Origin of the sequence: Labedaea rhizosphaerae (assembly GCF_004362825.1) — a bacterium.
Lineage (GTDB): Bacteria > Actinomycetota > Actinomycetes > Mycobacteriales > Pseudonocardiaceae > Labedaea > Labedaea rhizosphaerae.
Genome location: NZ_SNXZ01000001.1, coordinates 1407882 through 1431063, shown reverse-complemented (window position 1 = coordinate 1431063; position 23182 = coordinate 1407882). Strand labels below are relative to the sequence as shown.

The 23182-nt window shown below is 71.4% G+C and carries 26 protein-coding genes; 4 read left to right on the top strand and 22 right to left on the bottom strand.

Annotation, left to right across the window (positions count from 1 at the left end; translation table 11 throughout):
- Nucleotides 1–41: 41 nt before the first annotated feature.
- Nucleotides 42–1520, bottom strand: coding sequence for an aldehyde dehydrogenase family protein (locus EV186_RS06705; protein WP_133848154.1), 1479 nt, complete (start codon nt 1518–1520; stop codon nt 42–44).
- A 98-nt stretch (nt 1521–1618) separates the two neighbouring features.
- Here EV186_RS06705 and EV186_RS06700 point away from each other — a divergent pair, with 98 nt between their 5' ends.
- Nucleotides 1619–2257, top strand: coding sequence for an MBL fold metallo-hydrolase (locus EV186_RS06700; RefSeq protein ID WP_133848153.1), 639 nt, complete (start codon nt 1619–1621; stop codon nt 2255–2257).
- A 3-nt stretch (nt 2258–2260) separates the two neighbouring features.
- On the top strand, nt 2261–3628 hold the full coding sequence (locus tag EV186_RS06695; RefSeq protein WP_133848152.1) for a S8 family peptidase: 1368 nt from the start codon (nt 2261–2263) through the stop codon (nt 3626–3628).
- Nucleotides 3629–3837: 209 nt separating this feature from the next.
- Here EV186_RS06695 and EV186_RS06690 read toward each other — a convergent pair whose 3' ends face one another.
- The 4 genes from EV186_RS06690 to EV186_RS06675 are packed head-to-tail and all read right to left on the bottom strand — an operon-like array spanning nt 3838 to nt 7034.
- Nucleotides 3838–5010: a hypothetical protein gene (locus EV186_RS06690; RefSeq protein ID WP_133848151.1), complete on the bottom strand. Its 1173-nt coding sequence runs from the start codon at nt 5008–5010 to the stop codon at nt 3838–3840.
- Between the two features lie 12 nt (nt 5011–5022).
- The gene (locus EV186_RS06685; protein WP_133848150.1) at nt 5023–5433 is read right to left on the bottom strand and encodes a VOC family protein; all 411 of its coding nucleotides are present in this window, start codon (nt 5431–5433) and stop codon (nt 5023–5025) included.
- The gene (locus EV186_RS06680; RefSeq protein WP_133848149.1) at nt 5409–6098 is read right to left on the bottom strand and encodes a DUF2334 domain-containing protein; all 690 of its coding nucleotides are present in this window, start codon (nt 6096–6098) and stop codon (nt 5409–5411) included. Before EV186_RS06680 ends, EV186_RS06685 begins: the two co-directional genes overlap by 25 nt.
- A gap of 54 nt (nt 6099–6152) precedes the next feature.
- Nucleotides 6153–7034 carry a phosphoribosylaminoimidazolesuccinocarboxamide synthase gene (locus EV186_RS06675; protein WP_133848148.1) on the bottom strand — a complete coding sequence of 294 codons (882 nt, stop codon included), beginning with the start codon at nt 7032–7034 and terminating at the stop codon, nt 6153–6155.
- A 97-nt stretch (nt 7035–7131) separates the two neighbouring features.
- Between EV186_RS06675 and EV186_RS06670 the strand changes: the two genes are divergently transcribed.
- On the top strand, nt 7132–7959 hold the full coding sequence (locus EV186_RS06670) for an SAM hydrolase/SAM-dependent halogenase family protein (RefSeq protein ID WP_133848147.1): 828 nt from the start codon (nt 7132–7134) through the stop codon (nt 7957–7959).
- On the opposite strand, the gene EV186_RS06665 is transcribed toward EV186_RS06670, so the two are convergent.
- The 7 genes from EV186_RS06665 to EV186_RS06635 form a co-directional block, all read right to left on the bottom strand.
- Nucleotides 7937–8758, bottom strand: coding sequence for an MOSC domain-containing protein (locus tag EV186_RS06665; protein ID WP_133848146.1), 822 nt, complete (start codon nt 8756–8758; stop codon nt 7937–7939). The genes EV186_RS06670 and EV186_RS06665 overlap by 23 nt on opposite strands.
- 11 nt (nt 8759–8769) lie before the next feature.
- Nucleotides 8770–10209 (bottom strand): adenylosuccinate lyase, encoded by a 1440-nt coding sequence (purB, locus tag EV186_RS06660; protein ID WP_133848145.1) that lies wholly within the window; start codon nt 10207–10209, stop codon nt 8770–8772.
- Nucleotides 10210–10233: 24 nt separating this feature from the next.
- Complete coding sequence (locus tag EV186_RS06655; protein WP_133848144.1) at nt 10234–11028, bottom strand: hypothetical protein; 795 nt, start codon at nt 11026–11028, stop codon at nt 10234–10236.
- Complete coding sequence (locus EV186_RS06650) at nt 11025–11564, bottom strand: RNA polymerase sigma factor (RefSeq protein ID WP_133848143.1); 540 nt, start codon at nt 11562–11564, stop codon at nt 11025–11027. The genes EV186_RS06655 and EV186_RS06650 overlap by 4 nt, the downstream gene beginning before the upstream one ends.
- A gap of 114 nt (nt 11565–11678) precedes the next feature.
- Nucleotides 11679–12260: a TetR/AcrR family transcriptional regulator gene (locus tag EV186_RS06645; protein ID WP_133848142.1), complete on the bottom strand. Its 582-nt coding sequence runs from the start codon at nt 12258–12260 to the stop codon at nt 11679–11681.
- A 1-nt stretch (nt 12261) separates the two neighbouring features.
- Nucleotides 12262–13029 carry a hypothetical protein gene (locus EV186_RS06640; RefSeq protein WP_133848141.1) on the bottom strand — a complete coding sequence of 256 codons (768 nt, stop codon included), beginning with the start codon at nt 13027–13029 and terminating at the stop codon, nt 12262–12264.
- A gap of 22 nt (nt 13030–13051) precedes the next feature.
- The gene (locus EV186_RS06635; RefSeq protein ID WP_133848140.1) at nt 13052–13570 is read right to left on the bottom strand and encodes a SigE family RNA polymerase sigma factor; all 519 of its coding nucleotides are present in this window, start codon (nt 13568–13570) and stop codon (nt 13052–13054) included.
- Nucleotides 13571–13753: 183 nt separating this feature from the next.
- On the opposite strand from EV186_RS06635, the gene EV186_RS06630 reads away from it, so the two are divergent.
- Nucleotides 13754–14761, top strand: coding sequence for a threonine aldolase family protein (locus tag EV186_RS06630; protein ID WP_424982384.1), 1008 nt, complete (start codon nt 13754–13756; stop codon nt 14759–14761).
- Here EV186_RS06630 and EV186_RS06625 read toward each other — a convergent pair.
- From EV186_RS06625 to purD, 10 genes are all read right to left on the bottom strand, one after another.
- On the bottom strand, nt 14724–15530 hold the full coding sequence (locus EV186_RS06625; RefSeq protein ID WP_243753846.1) for a potassium channel family protein: 807 nt from the start codon (nt 15528–15530) through the stop codon (nt 14724–14726). The two genes, EV186_RS06630 and EV186_RS06625, sit on opposite strands and share 38 nt — an antisense overlap.
- A 40-nt stretch (nt 15531–15570) precedes the next feature.
- Nucleotides 15571–15744 carry a hypothetical protein gene (locus EV186_RS06620; protein ID WP_243753845.1) on the bottom strand — a complete coding sequence of 58 codons (174 nt, stop codon included), beginning with the start codon at nt 15742–15744 and terminating at the stop codon, nt 15571–15573.
- 63 nt (nt 15745–15807) lie between these two features.
- The gene (locus EV186_RS06615; RefSeq protein ID WP_424982127.1) at nt 15808–17055 is read right to left on the bottom strand and encodes a pyridoxal phosphate-dependent aminotransferase; all 1248 of its coding nucleotides are present in this window, start codon (nt 17053–17055) and stop codon (nt 15808–15810) included.
- 20 nt (nt 17056–17075) lie between these two features.
- Nucleotides 17076–18266 carry a transglycosylase SLT domain-containing protein gene (locus EV186_RS06610; protein WP_133848137.1) on the bottom strand — a complete coding sequence of 397 codons (1191 nt, stop codon included), beginning with the start codon at nt 18264–18266 and terminating at the stop codon, nt 17076–17078.
- Between the two features lie 14 nt (nt 18267–18280).
- Complete coding sequence (locus tag EV186_RS06605; protein WP_133848136.1) at nt 18281–18583, bottom strand: hypothetical protein; 303 nt, start codon at nt 18581–18583, stop codon at nt 18281–18283.
- A gap of 79 nt (nt 18584–18662) precedes the next feature.
- Nucleotides 18663–19427 (bottom strand): ESX secretion-associated protein EspG, encoded by a 765-nt coding sequence (locus EV186_RS06600; RefSeq protein ID WP_133848135.1) that lies wholly within the window; start codon nt 19425–19427, stop codon nt 18663–18665.
- Nucleotides 19428–19432: 5 nt separating this feature from the next.
- Entirely contained in the window at nt 19433–20662 is a 1230-nt protein-coding gene (locus EV186_RS06595; RefSeq protein ID WP_133848134.1) for a PPE domain-containing protein, read from the bottom strand.
- 7 nt (nt 20663–20669) lie between these two features.
- The gene (locus EV186_RS06590) at nt 20670–21299 is read right to left on the bottom strand and encodes a DUF3558 domain-containing protein (protein WP_166659041.1); all 630 of its coding nucleotides are present in this window, start codon (nt 21297–21299) and stop codon (nt 20670–20672) included.
- 13 nt (nt 21300–21312) lie between these two features.
- Nucleotides 21313–21726 carry a hypothetical protein gene (locus tag EV186_RS06585; protein WP_133848132.1) on the bottom strand — a complete coding sequence of 138 codons (414 nt, stop codon included), beginning with the start codon at nt 21724–21726 and terminating at the stop codon, nt 21313–21315.
- A gap of 131 nt (nt 21727–21857) precedes the next feature.
- A complete protein-coding gene (gene purD, locus EV186_RS06580; RefSeq protein ID WP_133848131.1) occupies nt 21858–23123 on the bottom strand; it encodes a phosphoribosylamine--glycine ligase in 1266 nt (421 codons plus the stop codon).
- Nucleotides 23124–23182 lie beyond the last annotated feature (59 nt).

The following is a 23182-nucleotide window of genomic DNA, read 5'->3' as shown; positions in this document are numbered from 1 at the left end:
TGGCGTCGGCCTTCAGCGGCGGCGACCGCGGCACGAAGGCGTCAGCGTTTGCCGTGCAACAGGTTGATCAGTTTGGCCACCGTCGCGTCGGTCTTCTCGGTGCGGCTGAAGGTGGTCAGGTTCAAGGGCGCCTTGAACTTCTGCTTGGTGATCGCCTTGGCGCGGGTGAACTCCTTCAACCCGTCCGGGCCGTGGATGCGGCCGAAGCCCGAGTCACCGACACCACCGAAGGGCAGGGACGGGACCGCGGCGAAGCTGATCACCGAGTTGATGGAGGTCATGCCGGAGCGCAGCCGGCGGGCCAGCTCCATGCCGCGGCGCTTGGCGAACACCGAGCCGCCCAGGCCGTACTTGGAGTCGTTCGAGCGGGTGATGGCCTCGTCCATGTCGCGGACCTTGCTGATCGCGAGGGTGGGGCCGAACGTCTCCTCCTTCATCGCCGGCGCGTCTTCGGGGACGTCGACCAGCACCGTCGGCTGGACGAAGCGCTCGCCGACCGCGTCCGCGCCACCGACCAGGGCCGTCGCGCCCTGGCCGAGCGCGTCCGCGATGTGCCTGCGGATGATGTCCAGTTGCCCCGGCATGGTGATCGGGCCGATGTCCGCCTGGCCGTCCGAACCCGCGCGCACGGCCTTCGCCTTGTCGACGACCTTCGCCACGAACTCGTCGTAGACGCCCTCGTGCACGTACACGCGCTCGATGCCGGTGCACGTCTGGCCGGCGTTCGACATCCCGCCCCACACGGCCGCATCGGCCGCCGCTTCCAGGTCCGCGTCGGAGTCGACCAGCAACGCGTCCTTGCCGCCGGCCTCGATCAGCACCGGGGTCAGGGTCTCCGCGCACGCCGCCATGATCTTGCGGCCGGTGCCCGGCGAACCGGTGAACGCGATCTTGTCCACGCCGGACCGGCAGAGCGCCGCGCCGGTCTCGCCGAAGCCGGTGACCAGCTGGAACACCGGGTGCGCGGGCACGACCTCGGCGAAGCTCTCGGCCAGCCACCGGCCGACGCCCGGCGTGTACTCGCTCGGCTTGAACACCACGGCGTTGCCCGCGGCCAGCGCGTACGCGATCGAGCCCATCGGCGTGAACACCGGGTAGTTCCACGGCCCGATCACGCCGATCACGCCGAGTGGCTGGTACTCCACGATCGCCGTCTGGTTGGCCATCAGCAGCCCGGCCGAGCGCTTCTTCGGGCCGAGCACCTTGGCCGCGTGCTTGGCCGCCCACGACAGGTGGTCGATCGCCAGCACGATCTCGAGCATCGCGTCGGCGTGCGGCTTGCCGGTCTCGGCGTGCACCACCTCGGCGAGCTGCTGCGCGCGCCGGGTCACGACGCCCTTCCACTTGAGCAGGATCTTGGCGCGGCCACCGAAACCGAGCCCGGCCCACCAGTCCGCCGCGGCGCGTGCGCCGGCCACCGCCTCGGCCACCGCGGCCGCGTCGTGGACCGGGTGGACGGCGACCACTTCGCCGGTCGCCGGGTTGAGTGATTCGAATGTGGCGGTGTCCGTGGCGGTCATCGACGCTCCTCCGCTCGGGTTAACAGGGTTCACCATAGCGACCGGTGGTGGCCGGGCATAGCCTTACCGTGATCGTCCGCCGAGGAGGGACCACCCCGATGCATTTCGTCCATTATGGACACTCCTGTGTGTTGCTCGACACCGGTGCGGCACGGCTGCTGTTCGACCCGGGCGTCTTCTCGTCCTTCGAGGACGTGCGCGGCGTCGACGCGGTGCTCATCACCCACCTGCACGCCGATCACCTCGACCCCGCCCGGCTGCCCGCGCTCCTCGAGGTCAACCCCGGCGCGCAGCTCGTCGTCGACGCCGACTCGGCGGCCGTCGTCCGCGACCTCGGGCTCGAACCGACCGTCGTCGAGATCGACACGACGCTGACCGTGGCCGGGGTGCAGGTCAAGCCGGTCGGTGGCACGCACGCGGAGATCCACCGCGAGATCCCGCGCCCGGCCAACGCGGGCTACATCGTGGCGGACGGCGCCTTCTACCACCCCGGTGACGCGTTGTACGTGCCCGAGGAATCGATCGACGTGCTGGGCGTGCCGGTCGGCGCGCCGTGGCTGCGGCTCGGCGAGGCCGTCGACTTCACCCGCGAAGTCGCGCCCCGGGTCGCCGTGCCCATCCACGAACGCACGCTGTCCGAGGCGGGCATCCAGATCGCCCTGTCCCGTCTGCAGGCCATGGCGCCGGAGAAGACGACCACGACGGTGCTGCCGTCCGCCCAGGAAACGGAGGTCTGAGCCATGCGGGCCCGACGCCTCGCCACCTTCACCGCCGCGTTCGCCATCGCCGTCGGCGGCACCGCGACCGCCGCCGCCGAACCCGGCGCGACGCAGACCGCCGCCGCGGGCAACCGCGCCTACTTCGTCATCACCGAGCCCGGCGACACGGCCGCGGCCAAGGACGCGATCACCAGCCACGGCGGCGCGGTCTTCGCCAGCTACGACGCGATCGGCGTCATCGTCGCCCACTCCTCGGACGGCGGTTTCGCCGACGCGGTGCGGACCGCGCAGGGCGTGCAGCAGGTGGGCGCCACCCGGACCTCGGACGTGCCCGCGGCGGCCGACCACCCGGCGATCCCGCCCGCGCCGAGCGAGACCACGCCGACCGACGCGGAGACCCGCCGCCCCGACATGACCCAGATCGGCGCCGACAAGGCGTGGAAGGTCAACCAGGGCAGCAAGTCGGTGACCGTCGGCATCCTCGACACCGGCGTCGACGACCAGCACTACGACCTCAAGGCCAACTTCGACGCGAGCCGCTCGGCGTCGTGCGCCTACGGCAAGCTCGACACCCGCGCCGGCTCGTGGCGGCCGGTGGCCAGCCACGGCACGCACGTGGCGGGCACCATCGCCGCCGCCAAGAACGGCAAGGGCATGATCGGCGTCGCGCCGAACGTGACCATCGCCGCCGTGCGGGTGGCCGAGGACCCGAGCGGGCTGTTCTTCCCGGAGAACACGGTCTGCGCGTTCGTCTTCGCCGCCGACCACCACTTCCGGATCACGAACAACAGCTATTACACGGACCCGTGGCTGTTCAACTGCCCGTCCGACCCGGACCAGGCGGCGATCCTGACCGGCGTCCGGCGCGCGGCCGACTACGCCGAGCACCACGGCGTGCTGACGGTGGCCGCAGCCGGCAACGAGAACTACGACCTCGCGCACAAGAGCACCGACCCGTCGAGCCCGGACGACTCGACGCCCGCCGACCGGCCGGTGACCAACGACTGCCTGAGCCTGCCGACGGAGCTGCCCGGGGTGGTGCGGGTGGCCGCGCTCAACAGCAGCAACGGCAAGTCGTCGTACTCCAACTACGGCACGGGCCTGATCGACGTGGCGGCGCCGGGGGACAACGTCTACTCGACGGTGCCGGGCGGGGGCTACGGCCAGATGTCCGGCACGTCGATGGCGACCCCGCACGTGGTCGGCGTCGCGGCCCTGCTGGCCAGCGTCCACCCGGACGCGACACCGGACCAGCTGCGCGCCTACCTGGCCGAGCAGGCCGACGACCTGGCGTGCCCCGCCGACGACGCCCGGTGCACCGGGTCGAGGCGGGACAACTCGTTCTTCGGCGAGGGCCGCGTCGACGCGGCGCAGGCCGTGCGGCCCTGAGGTTGGTTCCTCGTCACTCGAACGGGTGGACACGCCCGGGAACTTGCCCGGATTTCGGCGTGTCGCGCGTCTGCTGGTAAAGCAGCGTGGGCCAGCCAGCCCCCGCGCAGCAGGCAGCAACCACCCGCGACGCGAGAGGAGAACGAACCCGCCCGGCCCGCCGCTGCGAGCACGCCAGACCACACGCTCAGAGCACCCCCAGGCCACGCTCAGGTCATGCGCGCCGCGATCGCCTTGGCCAATGCGGTGAGCGTGGCCCGGAGGTCGTCGGTCGGCCCGTCCGATGGCGTGTTGCTGAGCCGCACCACGTGGAAGCCCTTGACGAACTCGAGCGTGCCGGACCCGCCGAACACCGCCGCGTCGCCGACACCGGGCACGTCGACGGCCCCGCCGAGCTGCACCTTGTCGTCGGCGAGCCGCTCCGCGGCGGTCGCCTTGTCCGGGGTCGGGAACACCGTGACCTCCGGCGCGAGGAGCCCGTCGAGGTAGGTGGTGCCGGGCGGCTTGGGGTAGCCCGAGTCCGCGCGGGCGGTGTAGCGGTGACAGGTCGAGCCGAGCTGCTCGTCGTAGCCCTCGGGGTAGGAGTACTCGCGCTCGACGTAGCCGGGGTTGACGACGTAGCCCGTGGCTTTCTGGAAGTCGTTGCCCGCGAACACCTCGCAGGCGTCGGTGTAGACCTTGGCGTCGCCGCGGGTGCCGCCGGGCACCGGCTCCGCCGGCCCCTTGGGGGCGGTCAGCGCCGAGTCGATCTTGCGCACCAGCTGGCCGAGCTGGGCGTGGTCCACCCGCGGCTTCCCGCGCTCGGTCGACATGGTGAGCTTCACGGAGACGTTGCCGTGCACCCAATGCGCGTCGACCTGCTCGTCGTGGTCGAACGCCATGGCGCCCGGCACACCGGTCGCCTCGGCCAGCGGGACGCCGGTGCCCGTGCCCGGCTCGACGGTCGCGGGCGTGGCGTTCTCGCGCAGGTGCAGCAAGATCCACTGGATCGGGGAGCCGGCGTCCAGGGGTGCCACCTCGCACGCCGATTCCACAGTGGACATCGAGGCCGGTAGCGGGTCGGCGAAGGTCTCCGTGATCCGGAGCTTCGGGGGCGGGCTGCCGGGGAAGAGTTGCCAGGCCCCGTCGGGGGCCAGCGCCTGGCACGCGTTGGCGTAGGGGTGCGAGCCGACGCAGTACCCGCTGGTGCAGCCGTTCGCCTGCTTGCTGGGACTACCGGCCGTCTTCTCGTCGTCGGACGCGAGGACCGCGGTCACGACGCCGGCCGCGACCAGCACGGCGACCAGCGGAAACACCACCCACGGCCAAACCTTGCGGCGCGGCGGCAACGGGGGCGGCGGCGGGTACTGGGGCGGGTGTTGCGGCGGGTACGGCGTCGTCACGCCGTCAGGTTTTCACGAAGCGGGCGGCACCGGCCCACCGTTTCGGGCAACCAGCCACTGCTGCAGCTCGATCAGGTTGCGCTCGGGGTCCCGCAGGTAGGCGCACCGGATGCGCCCGTCCAGCTCGACCGGCGCGGTGATGTGACCGGCGCCGCGCTCGGTCAGCTCGGCGATCGTCGCGTCGAGGTCGTCGACGCGGAGCACGAGCAGCGCACGGTCACCGGCCGCCGGGGTGAGGTCCGGGACGACCCCCGCGAGGTCGGTCCGGTCGTGCAACGCGATCGCGCTGCCATGCTCGGGCTTGAACGCGACGTAGGGCCCGTCGGGGTTGTCGAACTGCGGCTTGAGGCCGACCACGTCGCGGTAGAACTTGAACTGCGCGGCGAAGTCGCCCGCGATCAGGCGAAACTGGGTGACGTCCACGCCGCAAGTTTATGGGATGCCCCCACGGTCATGAGCCCGCGGTAGGTCGTGCGTGTCGCGCCGTGGTGCAGGGCGAGGTCGACGGCGTCCACAACGGCCTGGCGCGGACCGGAGCGGGACAGGTCGCGGGCGTCCAGCGCGACCCGCACGAGCCCACCTCGGCGGGCGGCCCGCGCGGCCCCCAGCACCACCCACGAACACCACCACGGCTCGGCGAACCGGCCGTCACCGAGACCCAGAACGCGTCCCTTGTGGACGACACCGGCCCGCAGGTCGCGCACCCCGGCGAGCTCGGCGCAGAGGCGGAAACCCTGGTGGCGCAACGCGGTCAGCGTGCCGCGGGTGGCGAGCCAGCGCGGCGGCGCGAACCCGTCGACGCGCAGGCCGATCCGGTCGAGCAGGTCGACGGCCGCGGTGAGCCGCAGGCCGGCTTCGTGCGCGGGCGACGCGGTGAAGCCCGGTCCGCCACGCAGCAGCACGGCGTCGCCGCCACCCTGGCGCGCGGTGACCCAGTCGAGCACCGCTCGGGCCGTGCCGTCCTGGCCGGGCGCGTAGAGCAGCGTCAGCGGCACGCCGCGGCGGTCGAGCTCAGCCGCCAGCTCGACGCATCGGGAGAGGGTGCGGGTGGACACTCCGGACAGCGAGACGACCAGTCGGGCGGTCATGCTCCCCAGTGGGCCGCACGCGGGTGAGCGCCGGGTGACGACGGGCTTGCGTGCTCACGGCCAGTCGGCGAAGGCCCGGCCCGTGATCCGCTCGTAGGCCTCGATGTAGCGCAGCCGCGTCGCCTCGACCACGTGGTCGGGCAGCGCTGGGGGCGCCAGCTCGCCGTGCCGGTCCCAGCCCGCCTCGGGTGAGAGCAGCCAGTTGCGCACGAACTGCTTGTCGAACGACGGCTGCGGGCGGCCCGGCTCGTAACCTTCGAGCGGCCAGAACCGTGACGAGTCCGGGGTGAGCACCTCGTCGGCGAGGACCAACTCGCCCGCGGCGTCCACGCCGAACTCGAACTTGGTGTCGGCCAGGATCAGCCCGCGCGACTCGGCGTGCTCGGCCGCCCGCAGGTAGATCTTCAACGTCGCGGCGCGCACGCGGGATGCGTCTTCCTCGCCGAGCAGCGCCGCGACCTCGTCGTAGGTGACGTTCTCGTCGTGCTCGCCGATCGCCGCCTTGGTGGCCGGGGTGAAGATCGGCTCGGGCAGCTTCGAGGACTCGAAGAGCCCCGGCGGCAGGGCGACCCCGCAGACCTCACCGGTCCGGTCGTAGTCGATCAAGCCCGAGCCTGTGAGGTAGCCGCGGGCGACCGCCTCGACCGGCAGCATCCGCAGCTTGCGCACGAGCAACGCCCGGCCACGCACCTCGTCCGGGATCCGCGGGTCGTCGGCGGAGACGAGGTGGGTGCCGATCTCGTCGGCGAGCAGCTCGAACCAGAACACGCTCATCGCGGTGAGCACGCGGCCCTTGTCCGGGATCGGCGTCGCCAGCACGTGGTCGTACGCGGAGATCCGGTCGGACGCGACGAACAGCAGCAGGTCGTCGTCGACCGCGTAGAGTTCGCGCACCTTGCCGGCCGCGACCTGCGGGTAATCAGCGAGCACTGTCACGGCGCCGAGACTACGTGCTGGTCACGGGCCGGACACCAGCACCACCGGCGCCGCGCTGGGCATGCGTCGACCGGCCGGTTGGTGCCAGGCTGGGAACATGCCGTTCGACTGGATCTCCTTCACCACCGACTACGGGCTCGACGACGGTTTCGTCGCCGCGTGCGAAGGCGTCATCGGGCGGATCTGCCCGGCGGCGCGGGTGCTGCATGTGACGCACACCGTGGCCCCGCAGCACGTGCGCCGGGGCGCGGCCGTGCTCGCGCAGACGGTGCCGTACCTGCCGGAGTCGGTGCACCTCGCGGTGGTCGACCCAGGCGTCGGCACGGCCCGGCGGCCGATCGCGTTGGCGACGGCGATGGGGCTGCTCGTCGGGCCGGACAACGGGTTGCTGGTGCCGGCCGCCGAGGCGCTGGGCGGCATCCGCACAGCCCACGAACTGCGGGCGGAGGAGTTCCGGCTGTCCACGGTGTCGGCGACGTTCCACGGCCGGGACGTGTTCGCGCCCGCCGCGGCCTACCTGGCTCGTGGCGTGCCGATCGACGAGCTCGGCCCGGCGCTGGACCCGGCGACCCTGGTGCGGTTCCCGGACCCGGCCACGATCGCCGAGCGCGGCCGGATCACCACCGAGGTGCTGGGCGTGGACACCTTCGGCAACATCCAGCTGGCCGCCGACGGCTCGCATGTGGACACTGCGGGCGCGCGGCGGGGCACGGCGGTGCTGGTGCACCTGGGCGGGCGCACGGTGTCGGCCACGCTGGGCGGCACGTTCGGCGACGTGGAGGACGGCCAGGCCGTCGTGTACCTGGACTCCTCCGGGCGGCTGGCCATCGCGGTCAACGGCGGCTCCGCGTCCGGGGAGTACGGCGGCGAGCCGGGCGAGCAGGTGGTGCTGCTGTTCGAGGCTAGCGCTGCCACTCGCAGGTGATCTCGTCGCCGACCGACACCGTTCCGCCACGCAACACGGCGAACTTCGCGCCGAAGCTGACACCGCCGCCGAAGTCGGGTTCGCGGCGGTAGGTCGCCAGCGTGCGGGTCGGCTCCGGGCCGTCCCTGCGGCCGGTCTCCTGCTCGACGGTCGGCACCGCGCACCGGATGGCGCGCACGGCGTAGCCGAGCTCAACTGTGCCCGTGGTCAGCTTCCACACCCGGTCCTCGGTGTGCGGTTCCGGCCAGCCCGCGACCACCAGGTTGGGGCGGAACCGGTTCATGGGCACGGGAATCCCGCCGCGCTCCAGGATGCGTTCGTTCAGTCCGTCCAATGAGGACAGTGAGGTGACCAGCATCGCGTGCGCGTCGGCGAACCCGGCCTTGCCGGGGTGCTCACCCCAGCCGTCGCGGTCGTGCTCCGGTGGCACCCGGACCAGCCGGCACGGGCGGTCGAGCACCGCGGAGAACCACTTAGCGGCCTGGTCACCCTGGTCGATGCCGGTGCCGAACCACTTCTTGAACAGGCTCACGTCGCGCCGGTCGCCGTCGTACTGGATGTCGATCTCGGCGTCGTCCGCGCCGGGTGCCGACACGACCAGCCGGTCGCCGTCGACCTTGGGCGCGATCGCGGCCATCTCGGGCACCTTGCGCTGGCTCAGGAAGCCGCCGTCCGCGTCGACGAGCATGAGCAGCCGGTCGCCGCGGATCCCGGTCTCGCCGAGCTCCGCTCGCTGCAGGTAGGTCGCCGCGCAGCCCTTGATCGGGTAGTGCGCGAGCGCCTGGACGGTCGCGGTCACAGGATCGGTCCTCACAGAATTGGTTCAGGGGCGTAGCCCGCGGCCTCCGGGAACGCGTCGAGCAGCTCGGTGACCTTGGCGACCACCCGGCCGACCTGCGCGCCCGCGGCGCCGGAGAAGGCGAGCCGGTCGTCGAGCAGCTTGCGCAGCGCGTCGAGGTCGAGCGGGATGCGCTCGTCGGCGGCGAGGCGCTCCAGCAGGTCGTTGCGCTCGGTGCCCTGCTCACGCATGGCCAGCGCCACCGCGACCGCGTGCTCCTTGATCGCCTCGTGCGCGGTCTCGCGGCCGACGCCCGCCTGCACGGCCGCGACCAGCACCCGGGTGGTGGCCAGGAACGGCAGGTAGCGGTCGAGTTCGCGGCCGATCACGGCGGGGTAGGCGCCGAAGTCGTCGAGCACGGTCAGGAACGTCTCGAAGAGGCCGTCGAGGGCGAAGAAGGCGTCGGGCAACGCGACCCGGCGCACCACCGAGCACGACACGTCGCCCTCGTTCCACTGGTCGCCGGCGAGCTCCGCGCCCATGGACGCGAACCCGCGCAGCACCACCATCAGGCCGTTGACCCGCTCGCACGAGCGCGTGTTCATCTTGTGCGGCATGGCCGACGAGCCGACCTGGCCCGGTTTGAAGCCCTCGGTGGCGAGCTCGTGCCCGGCCATCAGCCGGATCGTCTTGGCGGTGCTGGACGGCGCCGCGGCCAGCTGCACCAGCGTGGACAGCACGTCGTGGTCCAGCGAACGCGGGTAGACCTGCCCGACGCTGTCCAATGTGGACCGGAAGCCGAGGCTCTCGGCGACGGCCGACTCCAGCTCGGCGAGCTTGTCGAAGTCGCCGCCGAGCAGGTCCAGCATGTCCTGCGCGGTGCCGACCGGGCCCTTGATGCCCCGCGCCGGGTAGCGGTCGATCAGCTCGCCGAGGCGGGTGACGGCGACGAGCAGCTCGTCCGCGGCGGTCGCGAACCGCTTGCCCAGGGTCGTGACCTGCGCGGCCACGTTGTGCGAGCGGCCGGTGAGGGCCAGGTCGGTGTGCTCGACGGCCAGGCGGGCCAGCCGGGCCAGCACCGCGATCGACCGGCTGCGCATGAGTTCGAGCGAGCGCAGCACCAGCCACTGCTCGACGTTCTCGGTGACGTCGCGCGAGGTCATGCCCTTGTGCACGTGCTCGTGCCCGGCGAGCGCGTTGAACTCCTCGATGCGCGCCTTGACGTCGTGCCTGGTGACCCGCTCGCGCGCGGCGATCGAACCCAGGTCGACCTGCTCGAGCACGCGCTCGTAGTCCTCGACGACGCCGTCGGGCACGTCGATGCCGAGGCGGGCCTGCGCACGCAGCACGGTGAGCCACAGGCGGCGTTCGGCGATCACCTTGTGCTCGGCGGACCACAGGGTGGCCAGCTCGGCCGAGGCGTACCGGGCGGCGAGGACGTCGGAGATGGCGGGCTTGCGCGCGGTCGTCACGTTTACCCAGCTTACTGGCCGGTCTTACATGGTGAGTCCCTTGTCCGTCGCCAGCGCGACGAGCTGCTTCTCGGTGACCGGGATCCTCGGGAGGTACGGGGTCGGCTTGGGGAGGAAGGTGTCGGCGTTGTAGCCGGACACGGCGACGACGACGCCGTCGGGCCGGAAGTGCCGCACGGTCAGGACCTGGAGCTGGTCCTGGCCCCAGCGCGTGACGACCAGCACGGTGCCGTCCTGCTGCGGCATGATCTTGCAGGTCGCGTCGCTCTCGTGGACGCAGGTCTTGCCCGGCGACGGGGTGCTGGCGCCCGCGTTGACCTCGATGTCCACCGCGGCCCTGCCCTGCGCGGTGGCGAAGTGGACCGCGCCGTTGAGGTTGAGCTGACCCGCGTGGTAGTCGCCTTCGGCCTCACCCGCGAACAGGTCGACCCCCACCTCGGTGGCGGTGGGCACGGCCCGCGGGAAGGCGCGCCTGGCCTCGGTCTGCAGCTTGTGCGCGGTCTGCTCGACCTGCTCGACGGTCAACGCCGGCACCTTGTTGTGCGCGGGCGGCCACACGAAGCCGGGCGCGCCGGCCGTGGTCGTGACGACCGCGCCGGGGGTGGTCTGCGCGTTCGGGTTTCCGACGCCGCGCAACGTGATCGGCAACGCGACGGCCGCCGCGGCGATGACCACCGTCGCGCCACTGACCCCGACCAGGGTGCGTCGCCGGCGCGCGGCAGCGTCGGCGTTGGCCATCAACGCGTCGGGGTCGAAGTTCAGCGGCGGCTCGTCGACCACGAGCGCGGCCAGCCCGTCCCGTAGTTCCTGCTCACTCATGAGGCGAACTTCCTCTCCACCAGGTCGGCGTGCCCGCCGGCGCGCAAGGCCGCGCGCAGTGCGTCAAGGCCGCGGGCGGTCTGGCTCTTGACCGTTCCTTCCGAACACCGCATGACCTGCGCGGTCTCGGCGACCGAGAGGTCGTCGAAGTAGCGCAGCACCACGACGGCGCGTTGCTTGGGCGGGATCGCGAGCAGCGCCGTGCGCACCACGTCGCGCGTCCAGTCCCGCTGCGCGCGCTCGTCCGGGTCGGCGGACACGTCCGGCGTGTCCGGCACCGTCGCGCTGAACTCGGCCCGCCGCCACGGCTTGCGCTTCTCGTCGAGCCACGTGCGCAGCAGGACCTGGCGCGCGTAGTTGCCGAGGCGGTCCTGGCGCTGGACCCGCGACCACGCGCGGTAGACCTTGACCAGGCTCGCCTGCATCAGGTCTTCGGCGAAGTGCCAGTCGCCGCAGAACAAGTAGGCACTGCGCCGCAACGGCCCGGCGTTGGCGACGGCGAACTCGCGGAACGCCCGCGCCTGTGCTTCCTTCATTTGCCGGTCCCCCTCTCGCCCTTACCTCACGCCTCGGGCATCACAGGGGTTGCACGACCGTCCGTCGGCTTCGTCTCAACCGCGATCCGGTGCCACCGGTTCGTGCGGCAATTGCTAGGCGAGGGCTTCGCGGAGCATGAGGCGGGCGGCCTCGCGGGGATCGGGGTTGATCTCGATCAAGGCGTTCACCACGGCACCGTCCACCAGGGCGACGATCTGCTCGACGCGCTTCGTGTCGACGTCGGCGCCGGAGCGCTGGAGGATCTCCCGCAACAGGGCGGTCAGCTCACCGCTCAGCTTCCGCATCAAGGGCCGCAGGTATGGCCGCCGGCCGGTGGCCACCAAGCGCTCGTACCGCAGCAACACCGCTTCGGCGTCGGACTCGGTCGGCGGGCCGAGGAGCATCTCCAGCACCAGTTCGACCATGGCGTCCACGCTGCGCTGGGCGTTCGACAACTCCTCCAGCCGGGCGCGGCCACGGGCCAGTTCGTCCAGGCCGTGCTGCTCGGCGGCGGCGGTCACCAGGTCGTCGAGGGAGTCGAAGTAGTACGTCGTCGAGGCCAGCGGCAACCCCGCGCGCTCGGCCACCGCCCGGTGGCGCACCGCGTCGAAGCCGCCTTCCACCAGCAGTTCGGCCGCGGCGGCCACCAGTGCCTGCCGCCGTCTTTCGCCTTTGGGGGTGCTCGCCGTAGTCAAGTCAGTACTTGGCGGCGATGTGCTTCGCGGCGTCGGCGAGACGGTCGGCGAACGGGGCCTTGGTCGAGCCCTCCGGCGGCTGGCTGACCAGCACGATCTCGCCGCCCTTGGGGCCGTAGGCCGTCTTCACCGACGTCCCCGACGGCGAGTTCGCCCACGGCGGCGTAGACGGGAGCGCGATGCCCTTCGGGATGTACAGGATCGACACGACACCAGGCGGCTGGTTGCCGTCACGCAGGCTGAACGACGCACCGCGCACGCCGGCCGGGCACCTCAGCGGCGTCGGCGTGGCCTGCTTGCCTGCGGCGGACGGGAGCTCGCTCGCGAGGGCAGCAGCGAGCTCCCCGTCCGCCTTCGGGCACCCCGTGGGGGTGCTGCCGGCACCAGGGCCGGCCTCCCCGGTCGCAGTTCCTCCCTGCTCAGGCGACTGCGACGGGAAACTCTTGTCAGGAGCGGCCGCGCGCGGCGCGGGCTCCCGACCCTCCTGGCCAGGTACCCCTGCGTCGTACGGAGCCGCAGCTGTGTTACCGGTTGTACCCGACTGGGCCGCAGCTACTCCATCCGAGCTCGGAGTTTCATTCGAAAGGAGCAGCCCGCTCGTCACGCCACCAGCCACCAACACGACGCCGAGTGCGGTGCCCGCGACGAGCCGGTTGCGGCGCAGCCGCTGCCGGTTCGACACGAGTCGCACGTCGTCGTGGGTGAACGAGGCAGGCGGGGTGTCGGGCACTGCCTCCCGGAACATCTCCGCGATCTTCTTCTCGTCCATCACCACCACCTCCTCTGCCCGGTCATGACGCCGGCCTCAGGTCGTCGAGCGCGTCGCCGAGCACCCCTCGCAGGGCGTCCAGGCCACGCGCGGTCTGGCTCTTCACGGTTCCTTCCGAGCACTTCAACGCGGCCGCGGTCGCGGCCACGTCGAGGCCCTCGAGGAACCTCAGCACCAGCACCGCCCGCTGGCGCGGCGGCACCTCCTTCAGCCCGTCCAGCAACGCCGAGCGGGTGGCCACCTGGTCGTCGACCCGCGTGCTCTGGTCGGTGACCTCGGGCAACACCTCGGTCTGCCGCTCGCGGCGCCACGGCCGGCGCGACTCGTCGATCGCCGCCCGCACCACCGTCCTGCGCACGTAGGCGTCCAGGGCCCCGTGGTCCCGGATCTTGCGCCACCGCCGGTGCAGTGCGACGAACGCCGTCTGGGCCAGATCGTCCGCACGGTGCCAGTCGCCGCAGAGCATGTAGGCGGTTCGGCGCACGGCGTCACGCCGGGCGACGAAGTACTCCGCGAACTCCTGCTCTTCGCGCTGGTCCACGCGGACTCTCTCCGCTCTTTGTTGTCCGGTCAGGGGACGGATGCCACAAGGGCAACGGTTGCACGAACCGTGCACAACGTTCTACGCCACACCCCGTGAAGTCACCATTCGGGTATCGCGAATCAGCATTGTGCAGGTCAGCGAGCACCCGGCGGGGCGAAACCGCGGATGTGATGAGATCTAATCGTGACCACCGCCGCAGCGATCGACCTCCGATCGGACACCGTCACCCGGCCCGACGAGCGGATGCGAGCCGCGATGGCGGCCGCCGAAGTGGGCGATGACGTCCTCGACCACGACCCCACCATGCGCGAGCTCGAGGAGACGGTGGCCGAGCGCGTCGGCGTGGACGCGGCCCTCTGGGTGCCGAGCGGGAGCATGGGCAACCTGATCGCGTTGATGATCCACCTGCGCCGCGGCGACCGGTTCCTCGCGCCGCGCGGCGCGCACGTGCTCGGCGCGGAACTCGGCACCGCGGCCTGGCTCGCCGGTGGCATGCCGGACCCGCTGGCGGCCAAGCCGACCCCGCAGGAGCTGTCGGCGGCCATCGGCGGCAAGGGCCCCTACTACACGATGCGCACGTCGCTGCTGGTGCTGGAGAACACCCACAACGGCGCGGGTGGGGCGGTCACCCAGCCCGACGACCACGCCAAGCTGGTCGCCGTGGCCAAGGAAGCCGGGCTCACCGTGCACCTGGACGGCGCCCGGCTGTGGAACGCCGCGGTGGCGCTGGGCCTGCCACCCGCCGCGCTGACCGTCGGCGCCGACTCGGTGCAGGTCTGCCTGAGCAAGGGCCTCGGCGCACCGGTCGGCTCGCTGGTGGGCGGGTCGGTGGAGTTCGTCGCCGAGGCGCGGCGGGTGCGCAAGATGCTCGGCGGCGGGATCCGGCAGGGTGGCGTGCTCGCCGCGGCCGGGCTGGTGGCGTTGTCCCGGATCGACGACCTGGCCCAGGACCACGCCAACGCACGTGCGCTGGCCGAGGGTCTGACCGAGTTCGGCTGGCAGGTGGACCCGCCGGAGACCAACATCGTGCTGGCCGGTGTGCCGGACGTGGAGTTCGCGCTGGCCGGGCTCGCCCGGGTCGGCGTGCTGGGCACGCCCATGAGCGGGAAGGTCCGGTTCGTCACGCACCGGGACGTCTCCGCCGAGCAGATCAGGGATGCCCTGACCCGGATTCACGCTGTGCACTGACCTGGCCGTTGTGCTGCTGGGCCAGCAACAGCTCCCGCAACGCGGCGAGCTCCACGCGGACCTCGGCGATCTCCTCGCGGGTGGTGCGCTCGATGTTCTCCTCGGCGCCGGAGATCTTGTCGACGAACCAGGACGCGATCACGCCGGTGACCACACCGAGCAGCGCGATCCCGCCGATCATCAACGCGCCGGCGACGAGCCTGCCCTCGGTGGTGACGGGGTACCGGTCGCCGTAGCCGACGGTGGAGATCGTGGTGAGCGTCCACCACAACGCGTCCGGGAACGTCTTGATCGTCGCGTCGGGGCTGGCGCGCTCGGCCTCCAGCACCGACAGCGCGGCGCTCACGCCGACCAACAGCGTCGCCCCCGCGACGTACAGGCCGATCTTGCCGCGGATGGTGCCCGAGACCTGCCGGTTGAGCACCGAGATGATCGTGATCAACCGCAGCGCCCGCATCTGGCGGACCATCGGCAGCGCGACGGTGACCAGGTCGAACAGGTAGCGGACGAAGAACCGGGGCTTGTGCCTGGCCAGCGCGAACTTGATCAGGTAGTCGACGGCGAAGATCCCCCAGATCACCCACATGACGGTGTCCAGCGCGTCGTGCAGCCCCGGCGACTTCTCGGTGCCGAGCACCTGCCAGGCGTAGACGCCGAGGAACGAGAACGCCAGCGCGGTCATCGGCAGGTCGGTGCGCAGCTCCCAGGCCGACAGCGCCGGTTCCGTGGGGTCCGCGCGCCGCGCACCGGAGCGGGGGATGTCGGACACGCCGACATCCTCACCCGTCAGGCCTGCTCAGACCACCGGTTCAGCGAATCTGCTTGCGCGAGCTGCCCTTGATCGCGTTGTAGCCGACGACGCCGACCGTGATCACGGCGCCGATGATGGCCAAGGTCACGACCGCCTTCAGGACGAACCCGATCACCATGAAGGCGATCCAGATCGCCACGAGGGCGAGTACCACTTTCACGAACGTTCCCACGAAGTCCTCCCCGATTTCGGATCCCCTGAAGAATCTCATGAACTGAACGTTTTGCGGGCGTCGTCAGTTCCCCAGCCAGCCGCCGAGGCGCCGCAGCCCCTCGCGGATGTCCTTCTCGTCGCCCGCGAAGGACATCCGGATGAACCGGTTGCCGAGCTGCGGGTCGAAGTCGATGCCGGGCACCACGGCAAGGCCGGTGTCGGCCAGCAGCCGCTGGCACCAGCTCATCGCGTCGTGGGTCAGGTGCGAGATGTCGGCATAGGCGTAGAAGGCACCGTCAGCCGGGGCGACCGTGCCTTTCCCGCCCCCCTGCCCTTCGGGCCCACCCCCCTTGCTTTCCCCGCCCCCCTGCCCTTCGGGCCCACCCCCCTTGGTTAGGCCGAGTTCGGCCAGCCCGCTCAGCAGGACGTCGCGGTTGCGCCGGTAGCGCTCGACGTGACCGTCCAGCTCGGCGTAGGACTCCTCGGTGAACGCGTGCACGGCCGCCTGCTGGGACAGGTTGGGCGGGCAGATCGTGAAGTTGCCGGTCAGCGCGGCCATCGGGCGGCGGAGGCGTTCGGGCACCAGCAGCCAGCCCAGCCGCCAGCCGGTCATGGCGAAGTACTTGGAGAACGAGTTCACCACGATCGCCTCGCGGCTGTACTGCCACGCGCTCGTGGCCGTGCCCGAGTAGTCGATGCCGTGGTAGATCTCGTCGCTGATCAGGGCCACGCCCCGCTCGGCGCACCAACCGGCGATGGCGGCCAGCTCGCCGGCGGCGAGCACGGTGCCGGTCGGGTTGGCCGGGCTCGCGACGACCAGGCCCTTGATCGGCGGCAGCTCGTCGAGCATCGCCACGGTCGGCTGGAACCGGGTCTCCGCGCCGCACCGCAACTCGACGACCTCACAGCCGAGCGCGGTGAGGATGTTGCGGTAGGCCGGATAACCGGGGCACGCCATGGCCACCCGGTCGCCCACGTCGAACGCCGCCAGGAACGCCAGCAGGAAGCCGCCGGACGAGCCGGTGGTCACCAGCACCTCGTGCGGCTCGACGTCGAGCGCGAGCGTGCGCCGGTAGTGCCCGGCGATCGCCTCGCGCAGCGGCGGGATGCCCTCCTGCTCGGTGTAGCCGAGCTGGTCGGTGCGCAGCAGCCGCGCGGCGGCCTCGCGCACGGGTCGGGGCGCGCCCGCGGACGGCTCGCCCGGCGCGAGGGACACGACATCCCCGCGCGCCTGCTGGCGGGCCCTGGCCGCGGCGAGCACGTCCATCACGTGGAATGGCGCCACCCCAGCGCGGGCGGCCACGGACAGCAGGCGAGCCTCGTCGGTCACCCCGCGAGCCTAACGAGGAATCAGTACCCCTTGTAGCCGCCGCCACTTGCCATTGAGGCGATACCGGGAACGTTGGAAAGCGAGCCGTACCGGGAGATCGCGTAGTTCACGCCCGCGCAGATGTTGTCGACCGGGCCGTAGATGTTGTCGTAGCCCGGCATCTTGTAGGCGTTGAACGTCGAGTCGATGCACTGCATCAGGCCCTTCGACGGGTGGCCCGCCGCAGCGTTGGAGTCCCAGTTGTTGATCGCGTTCGGGTTGCCGCCGGACTCGTGCTGGATGATCGCCCAGATGGTCGGGATGTCGGCCTCGGAGACGTTGACGCCGTGGGCCTGCAGGACCTTGATCGCTTCCTTGATCCACTCGTCGACGTTGCCGGGCGGCATCTCGGTGGGCGGCGGGCCACTCGAGCCCATGCCACCGCCACCGCCGTTGTTGCCGCCCCCACCGGGTCCGGCGGACGTGCCCCCGCCGCCGTTGTCCGAGCCACCGGAGTTCGAGCCGCCCGCGTTCGAGCCGTTGCCGTTGCCGGGGTCCGAGCCGTCGCCGGTGCCGCTCGGCGCGGTCTTCCCCTCGTCCTCGGGCGTGGGCACCCACTCGACCTTGTGACCGGGCGCGGGGGTGAACACCTGGTCGTTGGCCGCGGGGATGGAGCTGAACCCGGCGGCGATCTCACCCGCGCGGCCCTTGAGCGTGGTGGCGATGTTGCCGAGCGCTGTGTTCGCGTTGTTGATGTGCTGGGTGACCTCGGCCGCGTACTGACCCGCGATCCGGTCGCACACCGCGGCCCAGTCCTCGCCGCCCTCCTCGACCTGCTCGGCCGGCGGCTTCTGCTCGGTCGCGTCCTGCAGGAGCCGGCCGAACGTGCCTTCGAGGTTGGTGCGGGCCTCGTCGAGCGCGCCGTGCGCCGCTTCGACGTCACCGGCGGCGTCGGTCAGCGCCTGGTGGACCTGGGTGCCCGCGGTCTTGAACTTGCCCATGTAGGCGACGAACTGGTCGGCCGACTGGCCCTGCCACGCGTCGTCGAGCCCCTGGACCGCCGGGTTGAGCTTGGTTTCGACGTTGTTGGTGAAGTTGTCGGCCGCGCCGGTCAGCTTGGCTTTGAGCCCTTCGATCCCGCCGAGGTCGGCCTTGTAGACCTTGTCCGCGATGTTCGCGAGGGCGGGCGCCGCCGAACCGGGCAACGCGCGAACCGATTCCTGGTTTGTCATCTCCGCTCGACCCCTCAGTTCCCCGCGAGATTCTGCGCGTTGCCGTCCTCGACGTTCTTGACGGTGGTGAGGATCGCGTCCAGCGCGCGGTCGACGCCCTGCAGCACCGTGTCGGCCTTGTCGTACTCGTCGCTGGCCTTGGTGGCGAGGGCGCTCACCGCGGCGGCGACGTCGCTCGAGTGGGCCAGCTCGCCGAACATCGAGGCGGGCACGTCCTTCGGCAGGTCGTCACCGGCCGCGCCGGCCGGACCGTGCAACGTGCTCACCGCCGTGCGGCAGTGCTCGATCGCGTCCAGGTTGTACTTGGGATTACCCACCTCGACGTACCCCCTTGAAGTCCGGTGCCCTGGTGGGACGCGTCCACACGGGCCGCGGTTCCCTGTTCACCCGGTGTTGTCACACTTCGTCGACCAGTTCCTGCACGCTCGCCGAGAGCCTGCGGTTGTCGGCCGGGGTCACCGTGCTCCACAGCCGGCCGTCGGTACTGGGTTTGCGCAGGTAGAGGTAGCGACCGGCGGCCGTGTCGTGGAAGGCGACGACCCGGTCGGCCCGCACCATCCGATGGTCCCGGCGCCGGCGCTCGACACCGACCTGCCCGCGCAGCACGGCACCGGAGAGCATGCCCGCGAGCACCTGGGCCTCGCTCAGCTCGACCCGGGCCTCCTCGAGCGCGGCGACGAACCGGTGCGGGTCGCCCTTGGCCAGCTCGTCGGCGTCCTGCACGACCTCCGACGGCAGGCTGACCGACCGGCCGGGACCGGGGCCCAGCTCGCCGGCGATCGACACGGCGGCCTCGGCCAGCGCGGTGTCGCGGACCGGGATCAGCCACACCTCGTCGCCGTCGACCACGCCCATCGCGACCCCTTCGCCGGAGGCGACGGTGAGCGCGGAGATCTGCCGGTCGGTCCACACCCAGCTGTCGATGCTGAGCTCGGGGTGGGCGAGCAGCATCAGCCGGTCGAGCAGATCGCCGTCCGGGCGGGTGCCGTCGGCCAGACCGCGCTCGCCCAGCGAGCGCCACGCCTTCGCGACCAGCTCACGGCGTTCGGTGTGGGTCATGCCGGGGCTCGGCACGTCGAGCGCCACGTGCTTGGGCGGCAGGTCGAGGGACTCCCACAACACGTCGAACTCGAGCGCGGACAAGACCAGGCTGTCGGACAAGGGCGTTACTCGTCCTCACCCAGCACCGAGCCGATGACCATGCGGTCGTCGGCGAAGACGTCGTCGGACTCGACCGCGAACTTGCGCACGTGCTCTTCGTCCTCGTCGTCACGCGTGCCGCCGGTGGCGGGCTGCATCATCGAGCCGGTCGAGCGGCCCTTGGGCGCGAGGCGTTCGGCGTTGCGGGCCGCGCGGGCCTCGTCCTCGGGCAGGCTGGACAGGGAGCTGACGCTGCTGCGCCCGGACGCGGCGGCGCGGGCCTCGGCCTCCGGGCCGGCCATGGCGCCGCGCGGGCTGCGTGGACCGCGTTCGGCGTCACCGGCCCCGGCCGCCGCACCACCACCGGTGCCCGCCGCGATGGCCGCGCCGAGCGCCGACTCGCTGTTGAAGACCGGCCCGGTCCGCAGTGGCGTCTGCCCACCGGCGTTCGGGAACCCGCCCGCACCGGTCGGCACCGGACCGACGCCCATCTGCTTGCCGGGCACCGGGTTTCCGCCCGAGCCGGGGACGTTCGGGCCGCCGGTGCCGGGGAAGCCAGGGGTCTGGCTGGTGTGCCCCCCGCCGGTCGGGAACGCGTTGTTGTTGGCGCCGAAGGAATCCGGGCCGCTGCCGCTGGGCGCGAAGCCCTGGCCGCCGGTGAAGCTCTGCGCGGACGTGCCGCCGGTGCTCACGATCGGCTTGGCGGACAGCTCCATGTTGGGCGGCACCGGGAGCGACTGGTACTGGCCGAGGTTCTCGTTGGTCTGGTTGTTGTAGTTGTCCAGCGCGGTGATCGTCCGCTCGCGGGCCTCGTTGGTCTTCTTGACCTCTTTGGCGTGGTCGGTCTCGTGACCGAGCAGGGTCGAGACCGTGTCGTCGAGGAAGTTGGTCTTCGTGTCGCCCTGCAGGTCGCCCGGGTTGGGCAGGACGTCGCGGGCGTGGCTGAACACCTGGCCCTGCGCGTCGACCGCACTGGCCGACTCGGACATGGTCTCGTCGGCGCCGGCGCCGTAGTCGGCCTGGTCCTTGGCGACGACGCTGAAGTCCTTGCTCGCGTCGCTGTCCCACTCGACGCCGATGCTCTGCAACTGCTGGCGCAGCGTCTTGTCGGTGTCGGAGAGGCTGGTCGCGATCGTCTTCAGCGCATCGACCGCGGTGTAGAAGGACTCGGCGCCCGCGCCACTGCGCAAGAGGTTGATCTCGTTGGCCAGCTGGGCATTGTCGTAGCCCGCGAATCGGAGGTCGTTGCCGGTCATCGCATGCTCACCTCGCGCTCTGCAACGTGGCGACGGCGAGTGCGGCCGCCTTCTCGGTCATCTGGCATTCCTGGTCCTGGCTCAAGCCCGTTTTGCCGAACGGCCTCATCGACACGTCAAGTTGCTGGCCGTCGGCGACGTCGACCGCGGTGCTACACCCGGCGTTGCCGTTCGACGGCCCCGTGCCCTTCGGGTAGTAGTCGACCGCCGCGTAGCCCTCGACCGACACGAGCTTCGCCACGACGACACGCTGACCATCCAGCCATGCCCCGATGCCTTCAGTGGTGATCGCCGAGACGAAGTAGCTGTAGTCGATGTCCTCGGTGACGACGTTCAACATGCACTGCTTTGCCTTGTAGACATCAGTTGAGACGCGCGACTCGGGCTCCTCGGAAATCTGGAGCTGCTTCTGCGCATTGCTGTCGAATAGCGAGCAAGGCTCGACGTTGTCCAGCGGAAGCGTCTTGGGCCGCGGCGGAATCGCCACCGTGGGCTGTCCTGGCTGCGCGGTCGTGATCGTTCCGGGTGGCGGGCCGGAGGTACCGCCGCCGCCTGGTGTCGTGGTCTGCGGCGTCCCGGCCTCCGTGCTGGTGCACCCGCCGATCGTGACTGTGGCGGCCGCCAAAGCGACCGCCACGGCTGCGGAGCGACTACGCACCAGGCTTCCCGAACGTCTGGGTGATCTCGTCCTCGGTGAAGCCGTACTGCACGGCCGCATCCTTCAACTGACCGACGACCGTTTCCAGGCTCTTGACGTAGTCGCTCACACGCATGGAATAGCTGTCGTCGCGGAACACCAGGTTGTCGTTCCAGCTCTGGGCCGCATAGGTGCTGACGGAGTCGGCACCGGCCGCCTGCACGACCAGGTCACGACTGCGGTCCTGCAGCGTCTTCTTGAGCGTCTCCGTTTGACTGCGGATGATCTTGGCGGCGCCGAGGATGTTGTTCGCGTTGACGACCATCTTGCCCGACTGGGGCATCGAGGGGATCGCTTCGAGCGCGGCGGCCACGCCGGCGAACAAGCCGCCGGGCATCATGCTCAAGGCGCTCACCGCCGCGCTCACGTTCGCGTTGTCGTGCACCACGTCGCGTACCCCCGTACAGACGGTGACAGGCCGGTCTCGCCTCGAAGGCTACCAATGGCAGCCGTGGTGAACCTGAACTTGGACGAAGAAAGACTCCGAACGGTTCCCGGTCAGCCCGCGGTCGTTGCGCCGATCTCACCAAGCACGGCACGCAGAGCGATGTCCGTGCGGTGGTGTGCGCCGGGCAGGTGAATGCGCTCGACGAGCCGATACGCCGCGTCACGGGCACCGGCCAGGTCGTCGCCCACGCCCACCACGGACAGCACGCGACCGCCCGCCGACACCACGGCGCCGTCGTCGCGGCGGCGGGTGCCCGCGTGCAGCACGCCCTCGGTGTCGGCGCCGGTGATCACGTCGCCGGTGCGAGGCACGCCGGGGTAGCCGTCGGCCGCGAGCACCACGGTGACCGCGGCACCCTCGGCCCACTCCAACGGTGGCTGCTGGGCCAGCTCGCCCCGGGCCGCCGCCTGCAGCACGCGGCCGAGCGGGCTGCGCAGCAACGCGAGCACCGACTGGGTCTCGGGGTCGCCGAAGCGGCAGTTGAACTCGATCACCTGCGGGCCGACCGACGTCAGCGCCAGCCCGGCGTACAGCAGCCCGGCGAACGGGGTGCCGCGGTTGGCGAGCTCGTCGACCACGGGCTGGACGCAGGTGCGCACGATGTCGTCGGCGAGGTCCGCGGGCGCCCACGGCAGCGGCGCGTACGCACCCATGCCGCCGGTGTTGGGGCCGGTGTCGCCGTCGCCGACGCGCTTGAAGTCCTGCGCGGGCAGCAGTGGCACCACGGTGGCGCCGTCGACGAGGCAGAAGAGCGACACCTCGGGACCGTCGAGGAACGACTCGAGCAGCACCGGGTGGCCACCGTCGAGCAAGGTCATGGCGTGCGCGCGGGCCGCGTCGCGGGACGTGGTCACCACGACGCCCTTGCCCGCGGCGAGGCCGTCGTCCTTGACCACCCAGGTCGGGCCGAACCGGCCGAGCGCCGCATCGAGGCGGGCCGGGTTGTCGACCACCTCGCTGTGCGCGGTCGGCACGCCGGCGGCGTTCATCACGTCCTTGGCAAACGCTTTCGACCCCTCGATGCGCGCGGCCTCGGCACTCGGCCCGAAGCAGTCGAACCCGGCCGCGCGCAAGGCGTCGGCGACACCGGCGACCAGCGGCGCCTCGGGTCCGATGACCACGAGGTCGGCGCCCCAGGTCTTGGCCAGTTCGGTGACCGCGGCGGGCTCCGACGCGGCGACGCCGTACTGCTCGGCGATGGCCGCGGTGCCCGCGTTGCCCGGCGCGCAGGCCAGGGCGGTCACGTCGGGGTCTTTGGACAGGGCGAGCGCCAGGGCATGCTCCCGGGCGCCTGCCCCGATCACCAGTACGCGCACGACCAGAAAGACTAGTTCCCCGGCACCCGACTCGCCGCACCACCCTGCCCCCGAGCAGC